At 68.9% G+C, this 25,460-nt stretch carries 26 protein-coding genes; 16 read left to right on the top strand and 10 right to left on the bottom strand.

The annotated features are described in order from the left end of the window. Nucleotides 1-89: 89 nt before the first annotated feature. Nucleotides 90-431 (bottom strand): YciI family protein, encoded by a 342-nt coding sequence (locus ACZ3HL_RS27165; RefSeq protein ID WP_465419892.1) that lies wholly within the window; start codon nucleotides 429-431, stop codon nucleotides 90-92. Nucleotides 432-561: 130 nt separating this feature from the next. On the opposite strand from ACZ3HL_RS27165, the gene ACZ3HL_RS27160 reads away from it, so the two are divergent. The 3 genes from ACZ3HL_RS27160 (at nucleotide 562) to ACZ3HL_RS27150 (ending at nucleotide 2,617) form a co-directional block, all read left to right on the top strand. After that, nucleotides 562-975, top strand: a complete 414-nt coding sequence (locus ACZ3HL_RS27160) for a PGPGW domain-containing protein (protein WP_465419894.1) — start codon at nucleotides 562-564, stop codon at nucleotides 973-975. A 20-nt stretch (nucleotides 976-995) separates the two neighbouring features. Beyond that, the gene (locus tag ACZ3HL_RS27155; RefSeq protein WP_465534547.1) at nucleotides 996-1,673 is read left to right on the top strand and encodes a TetR/AcrR family transcriptional regulator; all 678 of its coding nucleotides are present in this window, start codon (nucleotides 996-998) and stop codon (nucleotides 1,671-1,673) included. 86 nt (nucleotides 1,674-1,759) lie between these two features. Further along, nucleotides 1,760-2,617 carry an oxidoreductase gene (locus ACZ3HL_RS27150; protein WP_465419899.1) on the top strand — a complete coding sequence of 286 codons (858 nt, stop codon included), beginning with the start codon at nucleotides 1,760-1,762 and terminating at the stop codon, nucleotides 2,615-2,617. A gap of 59 nt (nucleotides 2,618-2,676) precedes the next feature. On the opposite strand, the gene ACZ3HL_RS27145 is transcribed toward ACZ3HL_RS27150, so the two are convergent. Next, nucleotides 2,677-3,501 carry an ABC transporter permease gene (locus tag ACZ3HL_RS27145; RefSeq protein WP_465534546.1) on the bottom strand — a complete coding sequence of 275 codons (825 nt, stop codon included), beginning with the start codon at nucleotides 3,499-3,501 and terminating at the stop codon, nucleotides 2,677-2,679. Then, complete coding sequence (locus ACZ3HL_RS27140) at nucleotides 3,491-4,387, bottom strand: ABC transporter ATP-binding protein (protein WP_465534545.1); 897 nt, start codon at nucleotides 4,385-4,387, stop codon at nucleotides 3,491-3,493. The genes ACZ3HL_RS27145 and ACZ3HL_RS27140 overlap by 11 nt, the downstream gene beginning before the upstream one ends. 156 nt (nucleotides 4,388-4,543) lie before the next feature. Between ACZ3HL_RS27140 and ACZ3HL_RS27135 the strand changes: the two genes are divergently transcribed. Next, nucleotides 4,544-5,002 carry a hypothetical protein gene (locus ACZ3HL_RS27135; RefSeq protein ID WP_465534544.1) on the top strand — a complete coding sequence of 153 codons (459 nt, stop codon included), beginning with the start codon at nucleotides 4,544-4,546 and terminating at the stop codon, nucleotides 5,000-5,002. 224 nt (nucleotides 5,003-5,226) lie between these two features. Here ACZ3HL_RS27135 and ACZ3HL_RS27130 read toward each other — a convergent pair whose 3' ends face one another. Both ACZ3HL_RS27130 and ACZ3HL_RS27125 read right to left on the bottom strand, forming a co-directional pair. Continuing rightward, nucleotides 5,227-5,547 (bottom strand): hypothetical protein, encoded by a 321-nt coding sequence (locus ACZ3HL_RS27130; RefSeq protein ID WP_465534543.1) that lies wholly within the window; start codon nucleotides 5,545-5,547, stop codon nucleotides 5,227-5,229. A gap of 10 nt (nucleotides 5,548-5,557) precedes the next feature. Further along, nucleotides 5,558-6,190 (bottom strand): hypothetical protein, encoded by a 633-nt coding sequence (locus tag ACZ3HL_RS27125; RefSeq protein WP_465419909.1) that lies wholly within the window; start codon nucleotides 6,188-6,190, stop codon nucleotides 5,558-5,560. Between the two features lie 756 nt (nucleotides 6,191-6,946). Between ACZ3HL_RS27125 and ACZ3HL_RS27120 the strand changes: the two genes are divergently transcribed. From ACZ3HL_RS27120 to ACZ3HL_RS27105, 4 genes are all read left to right on the top strand, one after another. Next, entirely contained in the window at nucleotides 6,947-9,436 is a 2,490-nt protein-coding gene (locus ACZ3HL_RS27120; RefSeq protein ID WP_465534595.1) for a CHAT domain-containing protein, read from the top strand. A 211-nt stretch (nucleotides 9,437-9,647) separates the two neighbouring features. Next, nucleotides 9,648-10,163 carry a lytic polysaccharide monooxygenase auxiliary activity family 9 protein gene (locus ACZ3HL_RS27115; protein ID WP_016331699.1) on the top strand — a complete coding sequence of 172 codons (516 nt, stop codon included), beginning with the start codon at nucleotides 9,648-9,650 and terminating at the stop codon, nucleotides 10,161-10,163. 71 nt (nucleotides 10,164-10,234) lie between these two features. Beyond that, nucleotides 10,235-11,182, top strand: coding sequence for a DNA polymerase domain-containing protein (locus tag ACZ3HL_RS27110; protein ID WP_465534542.1), 948 nt, complete (start codon nucleotides 10,235-10,237; stop codon nucleotides 11,180-11,182). 72 nt (nucleotides 11,183-11,254) lie between these two features. After that, nucleotides 11,255-12,409, top strand: coding sequence for a 4-hydroxybenzoate 3-monooxygenase (locus tag ACZ3HL_RS27105; protein WP_465534541.1), 1,155 nt, complete (start codon nucleotides 11,255-11,257; stop codon nucleotides 12,407-12,409). 134 nt (nucleotides 12,410-12,543) lie between these two features. On the opposite strand, the gene ACZ3HL_RS27100 is transcribed toward ACZ3HL_RS27105, so the two are convergent. The 3 genes from ACZ3HL_RS27100 to ACZ3HL_RS27090 form a co-directional block, all read right to left on the bottom strand. Next, on the bottom strand, nucleotides 12,544-13,170 hold the full coding sequence (locus ACZ3HL_RS27100; protein ID WP_465534540.1) for an AAA family ATPase: 627 nt from the start codon (nucleotides 13,168-13,170) through the stop codon (nucleotides 12,544-12,546). 55 nt (nucleotides 13,171-13,225) lie between these two features. Beyond that, nucleotides 13,226-13,891, bottom strand: a complete 666-nt coding sequence (locus tag ACZ3HL_RS27095; RefSeq protein ID WP_465419917.1) for a DUF998 domain-containing protein — start codon at nucleotides 13,889-13,891, stop codon at nucleotides 13,226-13,228. 82 nt (nucleotides 13,892-13,973) lie between these two features. After that, nucleotides 13,974-15,125, bottom strand: a complete 1,152-nt coding sequence (locus ACZ3HL_RS27090; RefSeq protein ID WP_465534539.1) for a beta-ketoacyl synthase N-terminal-like domain-containing protein — start codon at nucleotides 15,123-15,125, stop codon at nucleotides 13,974-13,976. A gap of 134 nt (nucleotides 15,126-15,259) precedes the next feature. On the opposite strand from ACZ3HL_RS27090, the gene ACZ3HL_RS27085 reads away from it, so the two are divergent. The 3 genes from ACZ3HL_RS27085 (at nucleotide 15,260) to ACZ3HL_RS27075 (ending at nucleotide 19,168) form a co-directional block, all read left to right on the top strand. Continuing rightward, complete coding sequence (locus ACZ3HL_RS27085) at nucleotides 15,260-17,836, top strand: sensor domain-containing protein (RefSeq protein WP_465419921.1); 2,577 nt, start codon at nucleotides 15,260-15,262, stop codon at nucleotides 17,834-17,836. 404 nt (nucleotides 17,837-18,240) lie between these two features. Beyond that, on the top strand, nucleotides 18,241-18,804 hold the full coding sequence (locus ACZ3HL_RS27080; RefSeq protein WP_465419923.1) for a TetR/AcrR family transcriptional regulator: 564 nt from the start codon (nucleotides 18,241-18,243) through the stop codon (nucleotides 18,802-18,804). A 1-nt stretch (nucleotide 18,805) separates the two neighbouring features. After that, nucleotides 18,806-19,168 (top strand): tautomerase family protein, encoded by a 363-nt coding sequence (locus ACZ3HL_RS27075; protein WP_465534538.1) that lies wholly within the window; start codon nucleotides 18,806-18,808, stop codon nucleotides 19,166-19,168. On the opposite strand, the gene ACZ3HL_RS27070 is transcribed toward ACZ3HL_RS27075, so the two are convergent. After that, nucleotides 19,169-19,864 (bottom strand): CDP-alcohol phosphatidyltransferase family protein, encoded by a 696-nt coding sequence (locus ACZ3HL_RS27070; protein WP_465534537.1) that lies wholly within the window; start codon nucleotides 19,862-19,864, stop codon nucleotides 19,169-19,171. It abuts the gene before it with no gap. Nucleotides 19,865-19,924: 60 nt separating this feature from the next. On the opposite strand from ACZ3HL_RS27070, the gene ACZ3HL_RS27065 reads away from it, so the two are divergent. Genes ACZ3HL_RS27065 through ribA form a run of 5 tightly spaced genes read left to right on the top strand, consistent with a single transcriptional unit; the run spans nucleotide 19,925 to nucleotide 24,793 of the window. Continuing rightward, the gene (locus tag ACZ3HL_RS27065) at nucleotides 19,925-20,905 is read left to right on the top strand and encodes a dehydrogenase (RefSeq protein ID WP_465534536.1); all 981 of its coding nucleotides are present in this window, start codon (nucleotides 19,925-19,927) and stop codon (nucleotides 20,903-20,905) included. Between the two features lie 21 nt (nucleotides 20,906-20,926). Then, nucleotides 20,927-21,325: a 6-pyruvoyl trahydropterin synthase family protein gene (locus ACZ3HL_RS27060; RefSeq protein WP_465534535.1), complete on the top strand. Its 399-nt coding sequence runs from the start codon at nucleotides 20,927-20,929 to the stop codon at nucleotides 21,323-21,325. Further along, nucleotides 21,322-22,389, top strand: coding sequence for a glycosyltransferase family 4 protein (locus ACZ3HL_RS27055; RefSeq protein ID WP_465534534.1), 1,068 nt, complete (start codon nucleotides 21,322-21,324; stop codon nucleotides 22,387-22,389). Before ACZ3HL_RS27060 ends, ACZ3HL_RS27055 begins: the two co-directional genes overlap by 4 nt. Continuing rightward, complete coding sequence (locus tag ACZ3HL_RS27050) at nucleotides 22,386-23,204, top strand: methyltransferase domain-containing protein (RefSeq protein WP_465534533.1); 819 nt, start codon at nucleotides 22,386-22,388, stop codon at nucleotides 23,202-23,204. The genes ACZ3HL_RS27055 and ACZ3HL_RS27050 overlap by 4 nt, the downstream gene beginning before the upstream one ends. Then, nucleotides 23,201-24,793, top strand: coding sequence for a GTP cyclohydrolase II (gene ribA / locus ACZ3HL_RS27045; RefSeq protein ID WP_465419937.1), 1,593 nt, complete (start codon nucleotides 23,201-23,203; stop codon nucleotides 24,791-24,793). Before ACZ3HL_RS27050 ends, ribA begins: the two co-directional genes overlap by 4 nt. On the opposite strand, the gene ACZ3HL_RS27040 is transcribed toward ribA, so the two are convergent. Continuing rightward, nucleotides 24,749-25,444, bottom strand: coding sequence for a creatininase family protein (locus ACZ3HL_RS27040; protein WP_465534532.1), 696 nt, complete (start codon nucleotides 25,442-25,444; stop codon nucleotides 24,749-24,751). The two genes, ribA and ACZ3HL_RS27040, sit on opposite strands and share 45 nt — an antisense overlap. Between the last annotated feature and the right edge of the window lie 16 nt (nucleotides 25,445-25,460).

Below are 25,460 nucleotides of genomic sequence, written 5' to 3'. Positions count from 1 at the left end.
TTGCTACCACTCCGCAGGTCAGAAGCGGCATCTGCGCGTGAAGGCCCCCTTCCCTCGGCTCAGCCGAGGGAAGGGGGCCTTCACGCGCTTCAGGGGGTCGCCCAGAGCGGCCGGATCTCGATGGTCGCGAACTCGGCGACCGGATGCTTCGACACGACCTCGATCGCCTCGTCGAGGTCGGCGCACTCGATCAGGTCGTAGCCGAGGATCTGTTCCTTCGTCTCCGCGAACGGCCCGTCCGAGACGAGCAGTTCCCCGTCGCGGTGCCGGACGGTGGTCGCGGTGGCCGCCGAACGGAGCCTGCTGCCGGACAGCCGGACCCCGCGAGCGGTCATCTCGTCGACCCACGCCTGCGTCTTCTCGTCCAGCGAGTCTTCGCTGTCGTCCGCGCCGGGATACGGGCTTCCGCAGATCAGCAACATGTAGCGCATCTGTCCTCCTTGGGCTGAACTGTTCATCACCCCGACGAACGGGTTCGGCAGAAACAGACCATGTCAGGACCAGCGCGTTCCCGGCGCGACCGGCACAATCGACGAAAGGGACGACGGCGAGGAGAAGACGGTGGGCATCGGAAAACCCGTGAAGCAGGTCTTGATCCTGATCGCGGGCGGCGTTCTGCTGCTGGTCGGCATCGCGCTCCTCGTGCTGCCCGGACCCGGTCTGCTGCTCGTGCTCGCGGGCCTGCTCGTACTGGCCTCGGAGTTCCCCGTGGTGGAGAAGTACGTCGATCCGATCCGCGACAGGGCGATGAAGGCGGCCGAGGACAGCGTCTCGTCGCCGCTGCGCATCGCGGGTTCGGTGCTGGCGGGGCTGGGCCTGCTGGCCGCGGGGATCGTCTGGGGACTCGTGCCGGGTCTGCCGCTCGGGGGCTGGAGCACCGGGTCGAGCCTGATCCTGTCCGGGCTCATCCTGTTCGCGCTGCTGATCTGGAGCTACAAGCGGGTGCAGGCCAGGAGAGCCGCGAAGACCGAATAACAGCCGGGTGGTCTGGTACCGTGCGGCGCGTGGCCCCCGACTTCCAGCGCGCCCGGCGGCCGGAACAGGTCGAGGCCCGGCGCGCGGCGATCCTCGGTGCGGCGCGCGAACTCCTGGCCGAGCGGCCCGTCTCCCGGATCAGCCTGCGAGAACTGAGCGACCGGGTGGGCTTGGCGAAGTCGAACGTGCTGCGGTACTTCGACAGCCGCGAGGCGGTCTTCCTGGAGGTCCTCGACTCGGTCTGGGTCTCGTGGCTCGACGAGCTCGAAGGCGAACTGAACGCCCTCGACGGCCCCGGCTACGAGCGTGTCGCGGCCGTCATCGCGACGTCGATCTCGCGGCAGCGTCTGCTGTGCGAGCTGATCAGCACGATGGCCGCCGTGCTCGAACGCAACATCTCCGTGGAGACCGCCCGGACGTTCAAAACCCGGGCGGGTGAACGGACCGAACGGCTCGCCGGCCTCGTCCGCGCCCAAGCCCCGCTGGACGCCGAAGCGGCCGGGTACTTCGCGAAGGCCGTCTTCATCCTCGTCGCGGGGCTGTGGCCCTACGCGAACCCAGGGGAGGCCGTGGCGACGGTCATGGCCGAGCGCGGGATGCCCGCCGGCCACGCGTTGTTCGTCGACGGGCTCACCGAAGGGCTGGCGAACCAGCTGGTGGGTCTGGCCGTTCGCGCAGGTCAGAGCCCCGAGTGGTAGCAAAGGTCCCTTGCTCCCTTCCCGCACGCGCCAGGACGGGCGAGCCTGCATAAGGTGAGCCGAACCCACTTGCACAAGGAGCGACCATGAGCCCAGGCGGCACCCTCACCCTCGGCGATCTCACCGTGAGCCGGATGGGCTACGGCGCCATGCGGCTGTCCGGCCCCGGCATCTGGGGGCCGCCGAGCGACCGCGAAACCGCGATCGCCGTCCTCCGCGAGGCCGTCGAGCTGGGGGTGACCCATATCGACACCAGCGACTTCTACGGTCCGCACACGACCAACGAGCTGATCCGCGAGGCGCTGCACCCGTACCCGGACGGCCTGCACATCGTCACGAAGGTCGGCGCGAAGCGGACTCCGGACAAGGGCTGGCCTTCGGCCCTTTCGCGCGAGGAGCTGACCTCCGCGGTCCACGACAACCTGCGCAACCTCGGCCTCGACGTGCTCGACGTCGTCAACCTGCGGCTCGCGGGGGAGCACGGCGTCTTCCCGATCCCGGTTTCGATCACCGAGCCGTTCGAGGTGCTCGCCGAGCTCCAGCAGCAGGGACTCATCCGGCACCTCGGCCTGAGCCACGTTTCGGCGGAACAGGTCAAGGAAGCCCGCGCCATCGCGCCGGTCGTCTGCGTGCAGAACGAGTACAACGTCGCGAACCGTGCCAACGACGGCCTCCTCGACGCCCTCGCGGCCATCAACATCCCGTTCGTGCCGTACTTCCCGCTCGGCGGGTTCACGCCGCTCCAGTCCGGTGTCCTCGACGACTGCGCCCGCCGGGTCGGCGCGACGCCGATGCAGGTCGCGCTCGCGTGGCTGCTCCAGCGGTCGCCGAACATCCTGCTGATCCCGGGTACGTCGTCGCTGCTGCACCTGCACGAGAACGTCGCCGCCGCGAAACTCGAGCTGCCGGCGGACGTCGTCGCGGAGCTCGACGCGCTCGCCTAGCGGTCCGTGAAGGCCTCCTTCACTACCTTGAGGGTAGGGAAGGAGGCCTTCACGGACTTTCAGAGGACATCCCGGCGCCGCAGCAGCCAGCCGCCGAGCCCGGCGAAGACCACCAGGTAGCCGGCCACGACCAGCGTCGCCTGCGAGACACCGACGAGTTCCCCGATGCCCGGCGTCGCGCCCGAGGCGCCCAGCGACGCGGCCAGCGAACCGGCGTTGGCTCCCGGCAGCGCCAGCTGGAGCGTGCCGACCCAGTCCACCAGCGGGGCCGCGACGCCGAACAGCAGGTTCTGGATCACCAGCAGCCACACCAGGCCCAGCCCGATCGGCAGCGCCACCCCGCGCATCGCGATGGCGAGCGCCGCGCCGAGTGCCGCCCAGGTCATCGCGATCAGCCAGCCGGCGCCGATCCCCGTCAGCAGCGAGCCGAACGACGGCCAGTTCATCGGCTCGCCCTCGGACGAGGCGATGAGCGCGCTCGTGACCGCGCCGGTCGCGAAGCTCGTCAGCACGACCGTCAGTGATGCGACGGCCAGCGCGAACAGCTTTCCACTGTAGACAGTCAGCCGCGAAGGACCTTGTGTCAGCACGGTCTTCCACGTGCTCCACCCGTATTCGGTGCCGACGGCCAGCACCCCGAGCACGAGCAGGATCGCCCCGAGGAACACCGGCAGCCCGCCGATCGAGTTGCCGACCAGATTCGCCGGAAGGGTCGCGGCCAGCCCGCGGTCCGTCCCCGGCGCCCCGCTCGACGAACCCGCCGCGCCCGCGAGCGGCAGCAGGTAGGTGAAGGTCAGCCCGAGTACGACCGCGATCCCCAGCATGAACCAGTTCGCCGGACGCCGGACGAGTTTCGCCAGCTCGGCGGTGCAGCTACCCCACATGACCTGCCACCTCTCCGGTGAGCTCGAAGAACACCTGTTCCAGATCCCGTTCGCGGACGTGCAGTTCGCGCACCGCGACCCCTTCCGTGACGAGTTCGCGGTTCAGCCACGACGCGCGGTCCGGGTCGACGGTCAGGTCCAGGCCGGTCCCGCTCGCGCGCACGTTCTCCGCGCCGATCCAGTGCCGCACCAGGTCCGCGGCGCGCATGATGTCGTCGGTTTCGATGTGCAGCACCGTGCCGCCGCGCAGTTCGGCCACCGTGTTCTCCGCGATCAGCCGCCCGCGCGAGACGACGCCGACCCGGTCGCAGATCTGCTGGACCTCGCCCAGCAGATGGCTCGAAAGCAGCACGGTGCACCCCTCCGCGCCGAGCCTGCGGATCAGCACCCGCATGTCGGCCATCCCGGCCGGGTCGAGCCCGTTGGTCGGCTCGTCGAGGATCAGCAATCGCGGATCCTTCAGCAGCGCCGCGGCGACACCGAGCCGCTGCTTCATACCGAGGGAGTAGGTCGAGTACCGGTCCTTGCCGCGATCGGCGAGATCGACCATCGCGAGCACTTCGCCGACGCGGAGCGGATCCGTTCCGCTGTACCGGGCCAGCACCTTGAGATTGTCCGATCCGGACAGATACGGGTAGAAGCCCGGCGATTCGATCAGGGCGCCGACACCGTCGAGATCGCCGGGTGGCCTGCCGAACAGCCGGACGCTGCCGGAAGTCGGCCGGACGAGCCCCAGCAGCATCCGCAACGTCGTCGTCTTGCCCGCGCCGTTCGGGCCGAGGAAGCCGTAGATCTCGCCGGGCAGCACGGTCAGCTTCATCCGGTCGACGGCGAGCTGCTCGCCGTACCGTTTCGTGAGTTCGTCTGTGTCCACGGGAAGGTTCATGGTTTCGAATGGTGTCCCGGGAGAGGCCGTCACCACATCCGTTCACAGGCGGCACCGCGCGTACGTCGGCGGACGTAGCCGGATGGCCGGAATCCTGCGACATCTGTCGAAAACACCGGTACCGGTGGCCGGGTTGACGATCATAGGCTCGGTGGCGTGTCGAAAGTCCTCTTGATCCTCCATGTGCTCGCCGCCGTCATCGCGGTCGGTCCGGTCACCGTCGCGGCGAGCATGTTCCCCGCCGCCGCGCGCAAAGCCTTCGCCGAACCGGGTTCCGGACTGTCCGTGCTTCGCGCGCTCAACCGGATCTGCCGGGTCTACGCCGTCTTCGGGATCGCGGTGCCGTTCTTCGGACTGGCGACCGCGGGCAGCATGCGGGTCTTCGGCGACATGTGGGTGATCGTGTCGATCGTGCTCACCGCGGCCGCCGCCGGGGTGCTGGCGTCGCTCGTCCTGCCGGGGCAGAACGCGATCCTCGCCGCGCTGGGCGCGGAGCCGCCGTCGGAGCCGGTCACGGCCGGGCGGGTGGCGATGTACACGGGGATGTTCAACCTGCTCTGGGTCGTGGTGACGGTGCTGATGATCGTGCGACCCGGATCGACCACCGGCGCCTGAAACCGGGTGGGGTGAAGGGAACTTTCCCCGCATCCGATGCGGGGAAAGTCCCCTTCACCCGGGCGCCGCTGGTCCGCGGCAGGCGTTTCGGGTCGTCAAGACGACCGTGTCCCAGGTATCTATTGGCCCGCTTGAACCCGGACCACTTCCGCAAGCAGTCGACCAAACGCGCGCCATCAGCGCCAGCGGGTGCGCATGTACTGGACCGCTTACGAGGCATTTGGTCAGGCGCTCAGCAGCTGGTTGAAGAACGACCGGTAGCGGCGCAGCGCGATCCGGAGGTCTTCGGTCGCCGGTTCGCCCTGGCTCCACGCGGATTCGAGTTCCTTCTTGTGGTCCGCGAACGTCGTGGCCAGGTTCTGGATCACGACGGCGACGAGCTCGTCGGCCTCCTTGACCGCCCGCCGCGGATCGTCCACAAAGGCTGTTTGGATGCCTTGCCAGCTGTCGCGGAACCGGTCGACGTCGGCGTCGGCGAACAACGTCTGCGCCTCGTCCTCGTCGGTGCGCTCGGGTTCGGTGGCCACCAGGTCTTCGGTGCTCAAAGCCTGCCCGTCAGCGGTCAGTTCCTCGCCGGGCCGATCCGTCGTCCCCGCGACGCGTTCCGTTCCCTCGGTTTCCAGGGGCCTGCTTTCCATGGCTTTCCGCTCCTTCGCCGGCATCGGTCAACAGCTCTTCGAACACTTCGCGGTAGTGCTTCATCGCTTCGCGCATGTCCTCTGTGGACATTTCGGATTCCTTGTGGCGCACCAGTGTGTCGTGTCCGGCGCGATAGTGCCGCAACGCGTTGGCGTGCCGGACGGACAGATCCGCGAGCTGCTGGTCGTACCCCTCGGTCGGGTAGCCGCGCTCGGCCATCAAGGAGACCAGCACCCGGTCCGCTTCGACTACGGCGCCGGACGGACGGTCGACGAACTGTTCCTGGATCAGCGCCCATTCCTGGGCGTACCGGTCCTTTGTGGTCTCGGGCAGCGGACGGATGTCGAGATCCGAATGTCGTTTCACCCGCGACGAAAGCTCACGTTCGGCTTCCCTCGGGCTTTCGTGTTCCTCGACCGCACGGTCGTATTCCGGTCCGAACGTCTCTCGTAATCGCCGCTTGCGCTGTTCCGCGACGACGAACCAAGCGGCCGCGCCCACCACAAGGATCGCGGCGATGACGATGATGATGACCAACCACGTGGGCATCGTTATCTCCTCCGGATGTTTCGCCGGTCAACCCCCGACAGGCCGTGAGTTCCCCGGTTCTTCGGTCGGAAACCCTTGTGTCGCAAGAAGTTTTGGATCTTAGGCCGGATGGCGCAGTGGCATGAGCTCGATTCGCCGCACGCTCGCGGGCCGGTGCGGCCATTCGGCGGAGGTCGTGAGGCTCGCTAAATAGGCGTCCCTCGTTCGGGTGCCGACGATGACTCAGTGTAGGTAAAAACTCCCGATCACTGCTCCGTTGTGGCACTATTGCCCCGTTCGCAGGAAGAGGGCCTGCGACAGAGGGGGCCGTCGTAAATCGAGGCTGCCTGGTTACGACAAAGAAAGATCATCAGGGGAGGAGATCGTCAAATGTCGACGCCTACGGACGTCAAGGACCCCATCGGCGAAGAGGAGCCGGTCGACCCGGCCCAGCCCAGGCCCGACCAGGGAGAACACCAGCACGGCCCCGATTGTGAGCACAATCGAAACCCTCGTTTCGATTGTGGTGGTGGCTGTATCCAGACGCCCCCGCCCACTTCCTGAGGTCATATCGGCCGGGAGTTCTGGCCCGCCCGATCGGGCAAAGCCCGAGGGCGGGCTTCCTCCGGCTACGGACTGTGCTGTCATAGACCTGTGGTTGTGACGGAGTCAGCTCAAGCCGAGGTCATCCGCGAGGCCCGCGCCCTCCACCGGGCAGGGGTCGATGCGGCGTGTGCGGCACGCTCCCACGAGGGCTACCGGCTGCTTCGCCGCGGAATGACGTTGCTCGATTCGATTCATCCGGTCGAGGGCGAAAACCGTTCCGACTGGCTTGTGGTGCGGATTCGCTTGGCCAACTCGCTCGCCGCGCTCTCCTCGGAGGCCAGTGGTGGGGTGGCCGCGGGCCTGGCCGGGTTGGACGACGTCAGGCTTCTGCTCGAAGCCGTACCCGACCCTGCGCTTCGGGCCGAACTGAGCGGCTCGGTGGACCACAACTACGCCCTGCTGCTCATGGCCGCCGGGCGGAATGAAGAGAGCATCGTGTACTTCGACTCGTCGTTGGTGCACAAGAAGAAAAGCCTCGAGACCGCCGAAGACCGGGATTCGCAGCTCGACCCGTTGGTGAACACCATGGCGACGCGAGGTCTCGCATTCACCAGGCTGGGTAATGTCAGGCGAGCTCGCGAAGACCTGGTCGAAGCGATCGCGCTGGCCGACCGGCATGGTCTGCGCCTGACGGCCGGTGATGTCCGAAGGCCCTTGGGCTCCTTGGAGCTCAGGATCGGCAATGTCCCGGCCGCCCTGCGGCTCTATCAGGAAAGTGAGCGGATCTACCGATCCCTGAGAGGTGAGGTTCCTCCGCTGCTGCGGTTGGATCAGGCGCAGGCGTTGCTGACCGCGGGCCTCTCCGACGAGGCGGGTGGATTTCTCGACGAGGCGCTTCCAGTGATGCGTGCGCAACGGACGGTCACCCGTGAGCTGGCGTATGGCGAGCTCTTCCGCGCGTCGGCGGCGCTGATGAGCGACGATCTCGAACTCGCCCGTTCGTACGCCGCGTCCGCACGCCGCCGGATGCTGCGGTGGGGCTGCCAGACCTGCGTCGCCAACGCGACCATCGTCGGCCTCCGTGCCGACGTGCAGGAAGCCTTGCGCACCAACATCATCCCGCCGACGTTGACGTCACGCGCGCTGCGCGCGGCGAACGGGATGCCGATGCCGAGGCTCGCCGATCAGGCGGCGCTGGCGCGGATGCTGGCCGTCCGGGTCGAGCTGCGCAAGGGAAATCGCAAGCGTGCCGCCGAGCTGCTCGAGTGGATTCCGCGGCCGGGGCGGCTGACCTCCGTCGACTATCGGATGTTGCGCAGGCTTTGCCGCGCGGAACTCGCGGTGGCCGAGGGGGACAAACGCCGGGCGCTGGCCGAGATCCGGGCCGGGCTCACCGAACTCGACCGCGTCCGCGATCGGATGGGCGGTATCGAGCTGCTGTCCGGGACGGCGCTGCACGGCAGGGAGCTGGCGGATCTGGCCGTCAAGATCGTGCTGGAGCGCGCCGACGCGGCCCGGCTGTTCGGCTGGACGGAGCGGACCCGTGCCCAGAGTTACCGGTACGAACCCGTCGTGGCCGCCGATCCCGAGCTCGCCGAGCGGGTCGGTGAGCTCCGGGGGCTGGATCAGGCGATCCACCAGGCGCAGCACGACGGGCATCCGACGGCGGCCTTGCGTTCGAAGCACGCCGAGCGGTTGCGCGAGGCGCATCGGCTGGGCTGGCATACCGGGCGCTGGGGCAGGCCGCGGCCGGTCGCGCGGCTCGCGGAGGTGGCCGGGGAACTGGGCGAACGCGCGCTGGTGAGTTTCGCGTCGTCGGGGGACGACCTGGTGGCGATGGTCGTCGTCGGCGGGCGGTGCGCACTGGTGCGGCTCGGTTCGGCCGAGCGGGCGGCGGAGTCCGCGCGGACGCTGAACATCGATCTCGACGCCCTCGCTCCGGACGGGTTGCCGGCGCCGTTGGTGCGGTCGGTGCTGGCTTCGGCGCGCAAACAGGCCGAACGGCTGGACAACCAGCTGATCCGGCCGCTCGAAGCGCTGCTGGGGGACCGTGGTCTGGTGGTCGTGCCGACCGGCCCGTTGTTCGCCGTTCCCTGGGGGGTGCTGCCGGCGCTGCGGTCGCGGCCGATCGTCGTGGCGCCCTCGGCGACGGCGTGGCTGGGCGCGGAGCGCTCGGCGATGCCCCGCGCGCGGAAGGTGGTCCTGGTCCGCGGGCCCGGCCTCGTCGGGACCAGGGGTGAGCTGGACAAACTCGCCACGCATTACCGGGCCGCGCATACGCTGGCCGGACCCGACGCGACCGTGTCCTCCGTCTTGCGCGCGCTGGACGGCGCGAAGCTCGCGCATATCGCCGCGCACGGCGCGCACGAACCCGAGAACGCCTTGTTCTCCCGGCTGGAACTGGCCGACGGCGCGCTCTTCGCGCACGAGATGGCCGGTCTCGCGCAGCCTCCGGCGCAAGTCGTCTTCGCGGCCTGTGAGCTGGCGTTGAACCGGATCCGGCCCGGCGACGAGGTGCTCGGTTTCGCCAGCGCGTTGCTCGCGAGCGGTTCGCGGACGGTGATCGCGCCGTTGAGCCGAGTCGGTGACGAGGCCGCGGCGGCCGCGATGGACGATTACCACCGCGGACTCGCCGAAGGGGCCGGACCGGCGACGGCCTTGGCGGACACCATCGCCGTTGATCCGTTCCGGCGACCGTTCGTCTGTTTGGGTGCGGGCTGAACGTCCGGCTTGACAACCCCTGTTCGATCTTCACGACTCCAAGTGCCCGGTTGGTTACTCTTGACCGAGTCGTCTGAACCAATTATGGTCTAGACCACATTCGCTCGCTCGGCGTTTCGGCGGATGTGTCCCGACCTTCATTGGTATTTCGCTCGCTGTGACCCAGAAATCTCGAGTCCGCGGTGGGTGTAGAGATGGGAAAGGGGTAGGCATGAGCTTCAAACGACGGCTTTTGACCCTGGCGGCCGGTGCGGCGATGGTGCCGGCGGCCCTGGTCGCGATCCCGGCGGGCACCGCCAGCGCGCACGGTTACGTTTCCTCGCCTGCGAGCAGGCAGGCGCAGTGCGCGCAGAACACCGTTTCCTGTGGTTCCATCAAATGGGAGCCGCAAAGCGTCGAGGGCCCCAAGGGGCTCATGAGCTGTAACGGCGGCGTCGGCCGTTTCGCGGACCTCAACGACGACAGCAAGGGCTGGAAGGTGCATTCCCTCGGCCGTACCACCACGTTCCGGTGGACGCTGACGGCTCGCCACCGCACCAGCACCTGGGAGTACTTCGTCGACGGCGCCAAGGTCGCCAGCTTCAACGACGGTGGCGCGCAGCCGGGTGCCACGGTCACCCACAGCGTGAACCTGCAGCAGAGCGGGCGGCACAAGATCCTCGCCCGCTGGAACGTCTACGACACGGCGAACGCGTTCTACGCCTGCATCGACGCCAACATCAGCTAGGTGCCGACTCTCGTGAGTGGTAGTGAGGCCGTCACTACCACTCACGAGATTTTTTGTGCAACGCTCACCTCATGAGCGATGAGGAGCGTGACGGCGTCAAGCTGACCAACCTCGACCAGCCGTTGTCCGAGGGGGCGACCAAACGCGACCTGGTCGACTATCTGGACGCCGTCGCGGACCGCATTCTCCCGGTTCTGGAGAACAGGCCGCTTTCGGTCATCCGCATCCTCCGCGGCCAGGACCCGTTCATGCAGAAGAACCTGCCCAAGTACACGCCCGACTGGGTCAAGCGGTACGGGATGTGGGCGGAGACGTCGAAACGCCAGGTGTCGTACGCGCTCTGCGACGACCGCCGGACGCTGCTGTGGTTCGCGAACCAGCGCGCCGTCGAATACCACCCGACGCTGATGACCGCGGACGTCGACGCGGGCCCCACCCACCTTGTGCTGGACCTCGACCCGCCGGCGGGAGACGATTTCGCGCACGTCGTGAAGGCCGCGATGCTGGTGCGGCGGGCCCTCGCCGACTCCGGGCTCGCCGGGGCGGTGAAGACCAGCGGTTCCAAGGGCGTGCACATCTTCGTCCCGCTGACGCCGGGACAAGGCTTCGAAGACGTCGCGGCCGCGACCCGCGCCCTCGCCGCCCGCGCGGAACAGGTCGACCCGGCGGTCGCGACGACCGCGTACATCGTGGAAGACCGCGAGGGGAAGGTGTTCCTCGATTCGACGCGGGCGGGCGGGAACACGGTCGCTGCGGCGTACAGCCCCCGCTTGCGGCCGGGGCTGACGGTGTCGTTCCCGGTGGCCTGGACGGAACTCGAAAACGTGGTCCCCGCCGATTTCACCGTCCACACGGCGCCGGGGCTCCTCGGGGACAAGGATCCGTGGGCCGAGTCGATGCCGGAACCGCAGACGCTGCCCGCCGACCTCGTCGAGCAAGGGCACACCATCCCGATCGCCCGCGTCGTGGCGATGCACGAAGGGAAACGCAGGGCGAGGGCGCGCGCCCGGGAGGACTGAACGCCCACGGCGCCACGGCGTTTTGTGTACCTTGGACCGCACTGGGGGCGGGCGAAGGTACTGGGGGCTTTCGTGAGAAAGATCGATGCCGACGTGGTGATCGTGGGGGCCGGTCCGGCGGGGCTCGTGCTGGGAAACCTGGTGCGGGCCGCCGGAATCGACTGCGTGATCCTGGAGCGCCGGAGCCGGGAGCATGTCGAAAACCGGGCCAGGGCTGGCTTTCTCGCCGCGAACAGTGTCCGCGTGCTCACCGAGAACGGGCTCGCCGACGGGCTGCTCGAAAAGGGCCTGAGGCACGACACCTGTGCCTTTCGCAATGATCAGGCCGAATTCGAGCTCAGGTACAGCGAACTCGGGAACGGCGAGGTGCACACCGTCTACCCGCAGCAGTTCCTGGTCACCGACTTGATCGCGGAATTCCTCGCCCGTGGCGGGGAGATCAGGTTCGGGGCCGAGGTCAGCTCGGTGTCGGGGATGGACGCGACGGTCATCGCCGACGATCTTCTCTTGCGTGCCAAGTACATCGCCGGTTGCGACGGCAGGCGCGGGATCTCGCTGAGATCCGTGCCCGCCCGGGTCTTCCGGCGGGACCACGACATCTCGTGGCTCGCGATTCTCGCCGAGGCGCCGCCGAGCATGTCCGCGATCGGCTACGCGATCCACGAACGCGGATTCGCCGGGCATATGGCCAGGACGTCGACGGTTACGCGGTATTACCTCGAAGTACCGCGCGGCGAGGACCCCGAAAACTGGGAAGACGACCGGATCTGGGACGAACTGCACCTGCGGATGCGGGCCGATCGCTACGGCGAGCTCAAACGCGGTGCCATCATCGAGCGCCGGATCGTGGACATGGCGTCGCGGGTGATGGACACGATCCAGCGGGGAAACCTGTTCCTCGCGGGGGACGCGGCGAGCCTGATCAGCCCCGCCGCGGCGAAGGGCGCGAATCTCGCGCTGATGGAGGCCGAGATCCTCGCGCACGCGTTGATCGAAGCCCTCATCGAGAGGGACACGACGGCACTCGAGCGCTACTCCGCCGACTGCCTGCCCCGGATCTGGCGCGCGCAGGAGTTCTCCCTCTGGATGATCAACCTTCTGCACGGCCCCGCCGGATACGACGACGAGGCCGTCTTCCAGCGGGCACTGCGGGACGCGCGGCTGGAGAGCCTGCGGGTTTCCCGTGCGCACCAAGACTTCTTCGCCGAGAACTACGTGGGTATCTGAACCGATCGCTCGTCGTATCCGTATCCCGGTCAAGAGGGAAAGGACGAACGACGATGCCGGTACGCATCCGCTGGACGCCGCTGAACCCGCACCCGAACCGTCCCGTGCCCGCCGACGAACCCGAGCCCGAACCGCTAGCCGGCGCGGACAGCGGGTGTCGCGGGCCGCTCGACGCGAAGGAGCCGGACGTCGCCTGAGCGGTCTCTTCCCGGCTCCTCCTCGGAGACGAATCGGAGCGCGCCGGTGACCTCGCGGGTCACCATCCGCGCGCTGTGCCAGCCCGACGGCACCCAGCCGTCGCGCAGGTCACGACGCACCTTCTCGGCCCTTTTGACGTGGCGGGCGAACGAGTGCCGCCGGATGACGCGCCCGCGCGCGACTTGGCCCGCGCGGGCGTCCTCCGGGGTGACGTCGAGCCACAGCAGCCGGACCGGGCGGCGGCTCGCCAGGCCGAGCACGGCCAGCAGCCCGCGGGTCGTCGCCCTGGTCGAGGGCTCGTGCACGACGAGCGGGCCGCCGTCGGCCAGCGCGAACCGGACGACCCGCGCACGATGCCAGAGGTGGACCACCGGCCGGTAGAACCGGTACGGCAGCGCGGGCGGCAGCCGTTCGCGCAGCCGCGCGCGGACCTGATCGGAGTCGAGCACCGGGAGGGCGCCGGTCGCCGCCCGGGAGAGCAGGGTGGTCTTGCCGGCCCCGGGAATCCCCGCGACCACCAGCAGGTCGCGGTGGCCGAGGCGGAATGCGATGCGATCGGTCATAAGGCGTCAACGACCCGGCCGATGGCAAAGGTTCCTTTACCTTCGGCGGCGCAGGTCAGGCGGTCACCCGGGTCCCCGCCGTCACCGGCTTGTCCGGCAGCAGCGTCCCGCCCTTGGTGAGCCACGCGACACCGAACGCGAGGATCGCGACCGACTCGAGCCACAGCGCCGGGTAGAGATCCTTCGTCAGCTCGTCGAAGACCAGCCCGCACAGCACGATCAACGCCAGGCACACCAGCATGATCACGCCGGAGGCGACGTACAGCCGGTTCCGTTCGGGTTTGCGGGCGCCGGGGATTTCCTTGTCCGACTTGGTGAACAGCACGATGCAGAAGAACGCCAAGGTGAGGAAGAAGACCGCGGCGAAGCCGAGGTGCAGGAAACCGATGATCTCGTCCGTGCGGTCGCCGTTCGCCGGGGTCGTGGGGAAGAGCGCCACCCCGACGGCGGCCACGGCCGCGATGTTCCCGGCGATGTCGTCGACCCGGCCGTAACCCCGATACGACAACAGGAAGACGCCGATGGCGCACATGACACCGACCCAGACGTCCCGCATTCCCGAGTAGTAGTACCCGCTGATCGAGTTGAGCAGGCCGCCGCCGTCGACGAGCAGCTTCCCGAAGATCAGCACGAAGGGCAGTCCGATGCCGAGGAAACCGATGGCACGCCGCAGGAAAAGGTAGTTGTGGACGAGGTTGTCGGTCGCCGTTCGCGGGCCCATGGTCGCCTCCGTGCTCAGTGCGCTGTCGCTACATATTGACAGCTCGTGACGACGTTGAGACGGTGTGTTATCGAATTGCTCGCTAGGCGTTCTCCAACACGACAGCCGCGACGTAGCCGCCCATCCCGATCGACGTCTTGACGGTGAGCCCGCTCTCCGGCCGGGACGGCCCGTCCATCAGCTGCGCATGCCCGTCCGCCACCGGTTTCGGCGCCGGGACCAGATCCCGCTCGGCCGCGAGGCAGATCGTCGCGATCTCGGTCAGCGCGCTGCCCGACTGGCTGTGCCCGGTCAGCGGTTTGATCGAGTAGATCTCGGTCTCCCGGGGGAAGACCGCTTCGAGGATCTGGGATTCCGTGCGGTGGCAGAGTTTCGTCCCCGTCCCGTGCGCGTTCAGGTAGCGGACGTCGGACGGTGCGGCGTCCGCGTTCTCCAGCGCACCGGTCACCGCCGCGACCGCGTTCGCCGGATCGGGGTCGAGCGCCATCGCGTTGTGCGCTTCGTGCGTCATGGCGCCGCCTCGCAGCGTCGCGTACGACTCGGTCTTCCGCTGGGTCAGCACCACCGCGACCGCGGCCTCGGAGAAGGTGAAACCCCTTGTGCCCTCTTGGAAAGGACGGCACGCGTCGAGCGGGGGCACGTCCGTGATCGCCACCCCGCAGTGCACGAAGTTGCGCACCATCGGCCTGGTCGCGGACAGATCCGTGGTGACCACGACCACGTCGTCGGCCATCCCGGCGTCCAGCCACATCTTCGCGGTGAGCACCGCGGCGCTGCCGGTCGCGCACATGGCGGACGTGGCCATGGACGGGCCGTGGAAACCGAACTCCGACATGAGGGTCGCGATCGGGGTCGAGGGCATCATGCCGATGAATTCGCGCCGGTACATGAGCTGCTCGCCCATCTCGGTGAGCCGGTCCCAGGTGCGCAGGTCCTCGCGGACGCCGCCGGAGATGACGCCGACCCGGCGGCCTGGCGTCCAGCCCCGCGCTCCGGCGTCTTCGATCGCTTCCCGTGCCGCGGCGAGCAGGGCGCGCGCGTGCAGGCTGCCGTCTCTGGCCCGTCCGCCCTCGGGGACGTGGGCGACCCAGCCCGGCTGGTCCGGGGTTTCCCCGAAGCCGTCGGCGAATTGGGCGCAGGGGACGCCGCTCGCCAGGCCCTCCCACAGTGCTTCGCGCCCCCAGCCGTAGGCGGTTACGGCGCCGATGCCGCAGATGTCTGTTTTGCTCCGCACGTGTTTCCCTTCAACTACATTCAGTCAACGCTGGGGTGGAATAGCCGCACCGAACAGCTGTCCGGGGAGGACGGCTACGTCGATTTAGTGATCTAATCGGAAGCTACATCAGTCGAGTAGGGGGTTTGGATCAGATGGATCCTGACGATCTCGACGGTGGGACTCCCGACACCCACCGGCCCTCGGATCAGGATTCCTCGCCAGCGAACGGCACCGCGACCCGCACGGTGGGAAAACCTCACCGGCACGCTTCGCTCGTCCGTCTGCTGACCGAGTTGTCCGCCGAGAGGGATCAGCGCGGCGAACCCGCGCTCGCCTTTCTCGGTCAGGGGTACCGCCTTTTGGAGCAAAATTCCGACGGCGGCGCATTGGGAACGCAATACCTCACGATGGTGGAGGCGAGTCCTTACGGGATCTGTGTCCATCAGCGGGGCAAAGTCGTCTTCGTGAACTCGGCCACGATGCGCTTCGTGGGCGCGAACGTGTCGACCGAGATCATCGGGATGCACATCACGGATCTGGTCGACGCCGGCTCGCAGGACGCGTTGCTGGCGCGGATCGGTTCGCTGGTCTCGCCGGGCTCGTTCAGCGAGCCGACGGAGATGACGCTGCGGACCCTGCAGGGCGGGCGTGTCACCGTCGAATCGCAGGCGGTGCTCACGACGTGGGAGGGTGAACCCGCGTATCAGGTGATCATGCGCGACCTGACCACGCAGAAGGCGGCCGAGGCCGGTCTGCGGTTCCAGGCCGCGCTGGTCGGCCACGCGAGCGACGCGATCATCGCGACGTCTCCCGACGGGCTGGTGACCAGCTGGAATCCGGCGGCGGAGGCCGTGTACGGCCATGATCTCGACCAGGTCATCGGGGTTCCGGTGGCCGAGGTCGTCGGCGCGCCGATGAGCCCGCGGCAGGTCGTCGCCGCGGGCGGTGTCGTGCAGGCCACGCACTACAGCGCCGACGGAACCGCGCTGGCGGTGCGGGTCTCGGCGGCCGAGATGTTCGACGGTTACGTGCTGCTGTGCGCCGACGAGACCGCGCAGCGCCGGGCCGAGGCCGAATTCGCCACCGTCGTCGAGACGCTCGACGAAGGAGTGCTGCTGGTCGGCCCCGGCGGACGGATCGAGCTGGCGAATTCCGCGGCGCACCGCATCGCCGGGGTGCCGCCGGGCTCCCTGGTCGGCCTGGAAAGCCGGACGTTGCGGCTGCACGACGAGCACGGCGTGCCGGTGCCCGTCGACGATCTGCCGTCCGCGCGGGTGCGGCGGTCCGGGAGGGTCGAGACCGGCCGGGTCGTGCAGGTGCGGCGGCGCGACGGCGCGCACCGATGGCTTTCGCTGACCTCCGGCCCGCTGATGGCGCCAGGGCAGAGCGTGCCGTCCGTGCTGACGTCCTTCGCGGACATCACCGAGCGACGGGCGATCAGCGAGCGGCTGGCCTACGAGGCCACCCACGACCCGCTGACCAGGCTCGCGAACCGCACGCTCGCGCTGAACCACCTGCGCCGCACGAACGCCGACCCGGCGCATACGACCACCGTGCTGTTCATCGACCTCGACAAGTTCAAGATCATCAACGATTCGCTCGGTCATACCGTCGGCGACCAGGTGCTGCGCATCATCGGCGACCGGCTGCGGGCCGCCGCCGGGCCCGCCGACCTGGTCGGACGGCTCGGCGGGGACGAGTTCCTGGTCATCACCACCGGTTATACCGAAGCCGCCGAGGTGCGGGCGCTGGCCGACCATCTTCAGCGGCGGCTCGCCGAATCGCTCACCGTGCACGGCCGAGAACTGCATATAAATACGAGTATTGGAATAGTGATCGCCGAACCGGGCGATCGGCGCAGTGCCGACGAATTGCTGGAAGACGCCGATCTGGCGATGTATCAGGCGAAGACATTCGGGCCCGGCCGTTATGCGTTCTATGCGCCGATCATGCGGAAACGAGTACAAAACCGTTTCGCGCTGGAGCAGGATCTGCGCAACGCCGTCGCCGAAGGCCTGGTCGAGACCGTTTATCAGCCCGTCGTCGATTTGCGGACCGGTGCCATGGTCGCGGTGAAGGCGAAGTCCCGGTGGGATCACCCGGAACGCGGACCGATCGATCCGGCGGAATTGACCGAGATCGCCGACGAAGGCGATCTCATGACGGTCATCGGGGCGGAGGTCCTCGCCAAGGCCGCCCGCGAGATCTCTCGATGGCGTGCCGATCATGGTGTGCACTGTAATGTGAATGTGAGTCTTTCGGTCCGCCAACTGGGCGATCCCGCGTTGCTGCAAGTGGTTCAGACAACCCTGGAGGCCGCGGGGCTGGGACCGCAGGACCTGAGCCTCGACGTCGACGAGACGGCGCTGAAGGACGCGGCCGACGCGGTCGACGCGCTGCGGAAGACCGGTGTGCGGGTGACCGCGGAACGGTTCGGTGCCGGGTATTCCTCGCTCGCCCAGCTGTGCCGCCTCGATCTGAACGTGATCGAGATCGACCGCTCGTTCGTGGCCGATCTCGGCAGGTCGAGTGACGCCGAGCCGATCGTCGCCGGGATCATGGCGATGGCGCACGCCGTCGACCTCGTGGTGGTCGCCGAAGGCGTCGAAACCGCGCGGCAGCTGGAGGTCCTGCACGAACTCGGCTGCGATTGGGCGAAGGGGCCGCTGGTCGCGCCACCGGGCCGGGTCGACGACCTGAAGTGCGCGTACGAACACGTCGTGCGATGAACCGGGTGGCCACTGTGGACGTGGTCCTTTGATGCAGTTAGTCCTCTCAATGCTTGAAGTACATGAAGGGGGCCTTCAGGTACTTGGGGAAGGTGTGAAGGTCGAGTTTCCTCGGCTGAGCCGAGGGAAGGGGGCCTTCACGCGCGCTGGCTGTGAGGCCTGAGGTTTCTGTGGCGCCTGTGCTGATTTGGCGTTCCGTGAAGGCCTCCTTCCCTACTTTGAGGGTAGTGAAGGAGGCCTTCACGGACCGGCGGCCATCGCGGAGCGCCTGGGCCCCGCGCGTTTAGTCCTCTAAATGCGGGAAGTGGGCGCTGACCTGCGGGGAAGCGTCAAAGTGGTAGCAAAGGTCCCTTGCTCCCCCGCGTGGGCTTGTCACTGTACCTACTAGTATGTACGGTCAGATCGTGGACAAGAGGGAAAGGCTCATCGAGAGCACTCGCGAGCTCCTGTGGGAGCGCGGCTACGTCGGCACCAGCCCGAAGGCGATCCAGGAACGGTCCGGCGCCGGCCAGGGCAGCATGTACCACCACTTCCAGGGCAAGTCCGAACTCGCGCTCGCCGCGATCACCCGCAGCGCCGACGATCTGCGCGCCAGGGCGGAGGCCGAGTTCTCCGGGCCCGGCAAGGTCGTCGAGCGCCTCACCGTCTACCTGCGCCGCGAACGCGCCGTGCTCAAGGGCTGCCCGGTCGGCAGGCTCGCCCAGGATCCCGACGTGATGGCCGACGCGGACCTGCGAAAGCCGGTCGAGGAGTTCTTCGGCTGGCTCACCGGCCGCCTCGCCGAGCTGCTCGAAGAGGGGCGCGCGGCCGGCGAATTCGACCAGGCGCTCGACCCGCTCGCCACGGCGACCGCGCTGGTCGCGGTGCTGCAGGGCGGCTACATCCTCGCCCGTGCCGCGGACTCGCCGGACGTGTTCGCGAAAGCCGTCGACGGCGCACTCGGCCTGCTCGCCACCAAGGAGAACTGACATGCCCTTCGTCCGTATCGACGCCATCGGGACCGGCAAGCTCGAAGCCCTCGGCAACGCCGTCCACGACGCGATGGTCGAGACGCTCGGCATCCCGGACGACGACCGCTTCCAGGTCCTCAACGGCCGGAGCACCCTGAAATACGACGACTACCTGGGGATCCACCGTGACGAGGGGGTCGTGTACGTCGCGATCACCATGCGGCGGGGGCGCACCGGCGAGCAGAAGAAGTCGCTGTACCGGCGGATCGCGGAGCTCGCCGAGGAGTACGCGGGGACCGAGCCGCGGAACGTGCTCGTCACGATCACCGAGAACGATCCCATCGACTGGTCGATCGGGAACGGCGAAGCGCAGTACGCGTGATCACGCGGGCGCGGCGGTGAAGGCGTGCTGCTCCAGCAGCCACCATGTGTCGCGCCCGAACGACCAGGTCAGCAGCGCCAGCGCGCCCAGCGTGACCACGAAACCGGCCCACAGCGGCAGGACCGTCGAGGCCACCACGACCAGCGCGATGCCCTGGACCGCCGCGACCGTCTTGCGCGCCATGCTCGGCGGAAGCGGCGTGTTCAGCCACGGCCACAGCCTGCCCGCGACGACGAAGACGTAGCGCATCGCGCCGATCGTGAGCACCCACGGGCCCAGCGACTGCGCGACGACCACACTCAGGATGAGGATCAGGTACGCGTCGACCTCCATGTCGAACCGCGCGCCGAGCGTCGACGCCGTCCCGGTGCGGCGCGCGACCTGGCCGTCGACGGCGTCCAGGGCGAGCGCGACCGACGCGAGGACGACCATCGCGACGATCTCCCGGCCCGCGGTGTCGACGACGAGCGCGGTCACGCAGCCGACCAGCCCGGACCGGGCGAGCGTGACGGCGTCGGCGGGGCCGAGGGAGCGCGCGGTGCTCCGGTTCAGGCCGTAGGTCAGGAATCCGCCCACGGCGAGGCCGTAGGCCGCTCCGGCGAGCCAGCCCAGCGGGCCCAGTCCGGCGACGGCGTCCAGCGTCCCCAGCAACGCCAGCTGGACGAGGACCCCCAGGAAAACTCCGGGGTTGATCACGAGGCCTCCTCGTTATGGTGGCGGTGACCCCGCTTCCAGGGTCCGACATGAGAGGACACGATGGAACGCGCCTTCTGGTTCAGTGGTTCCGGTGACGGTGAGCTCAGGCCGGTCTCGCTCCCTCCGGTCGGCGACGGGGAAGTGCTGGTCCGCACCCTGTACACGGGCGTGAGCCGGGGCACCGAGACGCTCGTCTTCCGCGGCGAGGTCCCACCGAGTCAACGTGCGGCCATGCGCGCGCCGTTCCAGGAGGGCGATTTCCCGGGGCCCGTGAAGTACGGGTACCTCAATGCCGGCGTGGTCGAACGTGGTCCGGAAGACCTGGTCGGGCAGGTCGTCTTCTGCCTCTACCCGCACCAGACGCGCTACGTCGTCCCGGCGTCGGCCGTCACGCCGGTGCCGCCCGGGGTGCCTCCGGAGCGCGCGATCCTCGCGGGGACGATCGAGACCGCGGTCAACGCCGTCTGGGACGCGTCGCCGAAACTCGGCGACCGGATCGCCGTGGTCGGCGCCGGGATGGTGGGAAGCAGCGTCGCGAAACTGCTGGCGGGCTTCCCGGCGACCAGGGTCCAGCTGATCGACGTCGACCCGGAGCGCGCGAAGATCGCCGAGGCGCTCGGTGTCGACTTCTCGACACCGGAGGACGCGCTGGGCGACTGCGACCTCGTCGTGCACGCCAGCGCGAGCGAGGCGGGGCTCGCGCGGTCGCTGGAGCTGCTCGCGCCGGAGGGCGAGGTCATCGAGCTGAGCTGGTACGGCGACCGGAGGATCAGCGTCCCGCTCGGCGAGAACTTCCATTCACGGCGGCTGACGATCCGCAGCAGCCAGGTCGGCATGGTCTCGCCGTCCCGCCGCCTGAACCGGAGCTACGCCGACCGCTTGGCGCTCGCTTTGCGTCTTCTCGCCGATCCAGGATTCGAAGTGCTGGTCAGCGGGCAATGTCACTTCGGTGAACTACCGGACGTCTTGCCGCGTCTGGCCGCGAATGAACCAGGAACGCTCTGCCTCCGTGTGACCTATCAGATGGAGGAAACGCGTTAAGGGCTCGATCCGGGAGGTCCGTTGTTCAGTATCACCGTCCGCGACCACGTCATGGTGGCCCACAGCTTCCGAGGCGAGGTCTTCGGCCCCGCGCAGCGGCTGCACGGCGCGACCTTCCTGGTGGACGCGACGTTCCGCCGGTCCGAACTGGACGCCGACAACATCGTCGTCGACATCGGCAAGGCGACCGAAGAGCTCAAGGCGGTGCTCGCCGACCTGAACTACCGCAACCTCGACGACGTGCCCGAGTTCGCCGGGATCAACACCTCCACCGAGTTCCTCGCCAAGGTCATCGCGGACCGGCTCGCCGACCGCGTCCACACGGGAGCGCTCGGTGAGGGGGCGCGCGGGCTCGAAAGCCTCACCGTCTCGCTCCACGAATCCCACGTCGCGTGGGCCAGTTACGAGCGTGCGCTGTGACCGGCCTCCACGTCGTCCTGCCCAACGACATCGACGACGTGAGCGCGCCCAGCGGCGGCAACGTCTACGACCGGCGGCTGTGCGACGGCCTCGTCGCGGCGGGGATGGAGGTCCACGAGATCGCCGTACGCGGGAACTGGCCGCGGCCCGGCACCGCGGCGCGCACCGTGCTGGCGCGCGAACTCGCCGGACTGCCCGACGGTTCGGCCGTCCTGCTCGACGGGCTGGTCGCCTGCGGGGTGCCCGAGGTGATCGGGCCCGCCGCGCGGCGGCTGTCGATCGCGGTGCTGGTGCATCTCCCGCTGGCCGACGAGACGGGGCTGTCGCCATCGCTGGCCGCCGAGCTGGACCGCTTGGAGCGGGAGACGCTCGCCACGGTCGAGGCCGTGGTCGTGACCAGCGCCTGGGCGGCGCGACGGCTGATCGAGCATCACGACCTCGCCCCGCATCGCGTACACGTGGTGCCGCCCGGGGTGGACAGGGCCGAAGTCGCTTCTGGGAGCCTGGACGGGACGCGGCTGGTCTGCGTCGCCAACGTGACGCCGCGCAAGGGGCAGGGCCTGCTCGCGGCCGCGTTGAAGTCGCTCAAGGACCTGCCGTGGAGCTGTGAGTGCGTCGGCGCCATCCCCCGCGAGACCCGCTACGTCGAACGCCTGCGGCGACACACACTCGGTGATCGGTTCACTCTCACCGGCCCGCGCTCCGGCGAAGCGCTCGAAGCGACGTACGCGGCCGCGGACCTTCTCGTGCTGCCGTCGCGCGCGGAGACCTACGGGATGGTCGTCACCGAGGCGCTCGCCCACGGCATTCCCGTGCTGTCGACCGCCGTCGACGCTCTGCCGGACACTCTCGGCCAGGCCGCCGACGGCAGTGTGCCCGGGATACTCGTCCCCGGTGAGGACGTCGACGCGCTGGCCGCGGCCCTTCGCCGCTGGCTCACCGAACCTGAACTGCGTGACCGTCTTCGCGCCTCCGCCCGCCTTCGCCGCGAGACGCTGACCGGCTGGGACGAGACGGCCCGCGGCGTCGCCGCCGTCCTGCTGAGCGAGAGGACGGCGGCATGACCAAGTACGCCCCCAGCTGGCTCCAGTTGCGTGAGGACGCCGATGCCGCCGCCCGCGCGACCGAGCTGATCGAGCCGGTGCGTGCGTACCTGCGCGGGCGGGACGGAACCGTCGTCCGGGATCTCGGTTGTGGCACCGGTTCGCTCGGCCGCTGGCTGGCGCCGCGGCTGCCCGGCCGCCAGCGCTGGATCCTGCACGACCGCGACCCCGGCCTGCTCACCCACGCGCGGGCACGCACCAGCCGTCCGGACCACGCTTTGGACGGAAGCGAGGTCACGGTCGTCACCGAACAGCGTGACATCACCGAGTTACGCGCGGAGGACCTCGCCGGGACCTCGCTCGTGGCCGCGTCGGCGCTGCTCGACCTGCTCACCGCCGAGGAGATGTCCCGGCTGGCGGAGGCCTGCGTCGAAGCGGGTTGCGCGGTGCTGTTCACGTTGAGCGTTTCGGGCCGGGTGGTGCTGTCGCCGAAGGACAAGTTCGACATCGAGATCTCCGACGCCTTCAACGCGCACCAGCGCCGGGTGACCGACGGCCGGTGGCTGCTCGGTCCGGACGCGGTGGATGTCGCGTTCGGCGTCTTCGAACGGCTCGGCGCCACCGTGCGGCGCGCTCCCAGCCCGTGGCGGCTCGGGGCCGATCAGGCCGCGCTGACCGCGGAATGGCTCACCGGCTGGGTCGGTGCCGCCTGCGAACAACGGCCGGAGCTGGCGGCGGACGGGGACGCGTACCTGCGGTGGCGGCTCGCGCAGTGCGCGGCGGGCGAGCTGGACGCGGTGATCCAGCACGAAGACCTCCTGGTGGTGCCCGCGTGAAACGGTTCTGGCCGTGGCTTCGGATCCTCGGCGCGCTCGGCATCCTCGGGGTGCTCGTCTGGCAACTGGGGACGGGCGCGTTCCTGGCCGGGCTGCGCGAGGTCGACGCCGGCGGGATCGCCGCCGCGCTCGGGATCGGTTTCGCCACCACGGTTTTCAGTGCCTGGCGCTGGTGCCTGGTCGCGCGGCGGCTCAGCCTGCGGTTGTCGCTGCCGAGCGCGGTCGGCGAGTACTACCGCGCGTTGTTCCTCAACGGTGTCCTGCCCGCGGGCGTCCTCGGCGACGTCAACCGGGCCGTGCAGCACGGCCGCGAAGCCGGTGACGTCCCGCGCGGCGTCCGCGCGGTTGTGCTGGAGCGCACGGCCGGGCAGATCGCGGTCGTCGGCGCGTCGGTCGCCGTCGTGCTCAGCGCGCCATCCGTGGTGCCTCCGCCGATCGACGGCGTCGTCACGGGCGCCGGGATCGTGGTGGTCGCCCTCGCCCTCACCCTGATCGTCACCGGGCTGACGGCCGGGAAGCGGTGGATCCACAGTGGATCGAAATGGCGCCGAGGGTTCGCCGTCAGCCTCGCCGACGTCCGGCTCGGTCTGCTGACCAAGGAGACCTGGCCCGGGGTGAGCCTGCTTTCGGCCGCCACCCTGGCCGGGCATCTCGCGCTGTTCGTCGTCGCCGCGCGCGCGGCCGGGGTCACCGCGCCGGTCGGCGACCTGCTGCCGTTGATGATCCTCGCCCTGCTCGCGATGGGCCTGCCGCTGAACATCGGCGGCTGGGGCCCGCGCGAAGGGGTTTGCGCGCTGCTGTTCGGCGCGGCGGGGCTCGGTTCGGCGCAGGGCGTCACCGTGGCCGTCGTCTACGGCGTGCTCGCGCTCTTCGCCAGCCTTCCCGGTGCGGGCGTCCTGCTCGCGCGTTCTGTCAAGAGTCACCGAACAGACAGGAGAAGCCCGATGACCGTCGAGAGGGTCGTGGAGACGAGACTGCCCACCCGTTACGGCGTTTTCCGTGCGTTTGGGTACCTGGACGCCGACGGCACCGAACAGATGGCGCTGGTGCACGGCGACGTCGCGACCTCCGGCACGCTGACGCGGGTCCATTCGGAATGCCTCACCGGCGACGTCTTCAGCTCGATGCACTGCGAATGCGGGGACCAGCTGGCCGCCGCGCTGCGGGCGATCGTCGACGAAGGCGCCGGAGTCCTCGTGTACGCCCAGGGGCACGAAGGACGCGGGATCGGTCTGCTCGCGAAGCTGAAGGCGATGCGGCTCCAGGACGAAGGGCTCGACACCGTCGAGGCGAACATCGCGCTGGGCCTGCCGGTGGACGCGCGCGACTACCGCGCCGCGGCGGAGATCCTGAACGACCTCGGAGTGCGATCGGTGCGGTTGCTGTCCAACAACCCGGCGAAGGTCGACCAGCTGAAACAGCACGGGGTGCGGATCAGCGAGCGGGTGCCGCTGCTGGTCACGCCGAACGACGAGAACCTGCGGTACCTGCGGACGAAACAGGAGCGGATGCACCACTTCCTGCCGCATCTGGACCTGATCGAGTCAGCCGAGAGCGGCCAGAGTGTCCCCGAAGCTCTCCACCAGTGACTCCAGCACCAGCCGTCCCTTCTCCGCCGTCGCCAGCGAAGGCCGCCCGACGACACCGGATTCCGAATACGGGCGCAGGCCCACCGTGAGCAGGTGCCGCCTGTCGTCGGCGAGATGATCCGCCTCGGTGAAACCGGGCCGGACCAGCGAGGGGTGTGCGTGCAGCAGAAGGGAGGTCTCCAGCTCCCCGGCGTGCATGTCGCTGTCCAGCGACGTCTCCAGCCCGGCCGCCTCGTGCGCCGCCTGCCAGCCTTCGACGCCGGGGAAGAGCGCCATCGGCGACGTCGACTCCTGGACCACGTTGGACAGCACGTAGTTGCCGCCGTGCGCGTTCACCAGCACCAGTTTCGGCACGCCGGAACGGCGCAGGGAGGCCGAGATGTCGTTCACCACGGCGTACAGGGTCGCGGCCGAAACGCTGACCGTGCCCGCCCAGTCCGCGTGTTCGTGCGAGCAGCCGATCGTGATCGGCGGAAGCCGCAGCACCGGGTACGCCGCGGCGAGGGCACCGGCGATCGTCGTCGCGATCACCGCGTCGGTCGCGAGCGGGAGATGCGCCCCGTGCTGCTCGAAACTGCCGACCGGCAGCACCGCGACCTCGGCGCCGCGGGCACGCTCGTCGGCCGTCGTGGCCGTCGGGAACAGGTCCATTCCGGCTACGGTACCG

The organism is Amycolatopsis sp. NPDC000009 (assembly GCF_055563465.1).
The sequence above is the reverse complement of the archived record's forward strand: the minus strand, read 5'-3'. Positions and strand labels throughout refer to the sequence as shown.

Bases quoted from the DNA above. Each gene is read 5' to 3' on its own strand.
- ACZ3HL_RS27165 (WP_465419892.1), bottom strand. From the start codon at position 431: ATGCGCTACATGTTGCTGATCTGCGGAAGCCCGTATCCCGGCGCGGAC.
- ACZ3HL_RS27150 (WP_465419899.1), top strand. From the start codon at position 1,760: ATGAGCCCAGGCGGCACCCTCACCCTCGGCGATCTCACCGTGAGCCGG.
- ACZ3HL_RS27145 (WP_465534546.1), bottom strand. From the start codon at position 3,501: ATGTGGGGTAGCTGCACCGCCGAGCTGGCGAAACTCGTCCGGCGTCCG.
- ACZ3HL_RS27140 (WP_465534545.1), bottom strand. From the start codon at position 4,387: ATGAACCTTCCCGTGGACACAGACGAACTCACGAAACGGTACGGCGAG.
- ACZ3HL_RS27125 (WP_465419909.1), bottom strand. From the start codon at position 6,190: ATGCCCACGTGGTTGGTCATCATCATCGTCATCGCCGCGATCCTTGTG.
- ACZ3HL_RS27120 (WP_465534595.1), top strand. From the start codon at position 6,947: ATGACGTTGCTCGATTCGATTCATCCGGTCGAGGGCGAAAACCGTTCC.
- ACZ3HL_RS27115 (WP_016331699.1), top strand. From the start codon at position 9,648: ATGAGCTTCAAACGACGGCTTTTGACCCTGGCGGCCGGTGCGGCGATG.
- ACZ3HL_RS27110 (WP_465534542.1), top strand. From the start codon at position 10,235: ATGAGCGATGAGGAGCGTGACGGCGTCAAGCTGACCAACCTCGACCAG.
- ACZ3HL_RS27100 (WP_465534540.1), bottom strand. From the start codon at position 13,170: ATGACCGATCGCATCGCATTCCGCCTCGGCCACCGCGACCTGCTGGTG.
- ACZ3HL_RS27095 (WP_465419917.1), bottom strand. From the start codon at position 13,891: ATGGGCCCGCGAACGGCGACCGACAACCTCGTCCACAACTACCTTTTC.
- ACZ3HL_RS27085 (WP_465419921.1), top strand. From the start codon at position 15,260: ATGGATCCTGACGATCTCGACGGTGGGACTCCCGACACCCACCGGCCC.
- ACZ3HL_RS27075 (WP_465534538.1), top strand. From the start codon at position 18,806: ATGCCCTTCGTCCGTATCGACGCCATCGGGACCGGCAAGCTCGAAGCC.
- ACZ3HL_RS27065 (WP_465534536.1), top strand. From the start codon at position 19,925: ATGGAACGCGCCTTCTGGTTCAGTGGTTCCGGTGACGGTGAGCTCAGG.
- ACZ3HL_RS27050 (WP_465534533.1), top strand. From the start codon at position 22,386: ATGACCAAGTACGCCCCCAGCTGGCTCCAGTTGCGTGAGGACGCCGAT.
- ACZ3HL_RS27040 (WP_465534532.1), bottom strand. From the start codon at position 25,444: ATGGACCTGTTCCCGACGGCCACGACGGCCGACGAGCGTGCCCGCGGC.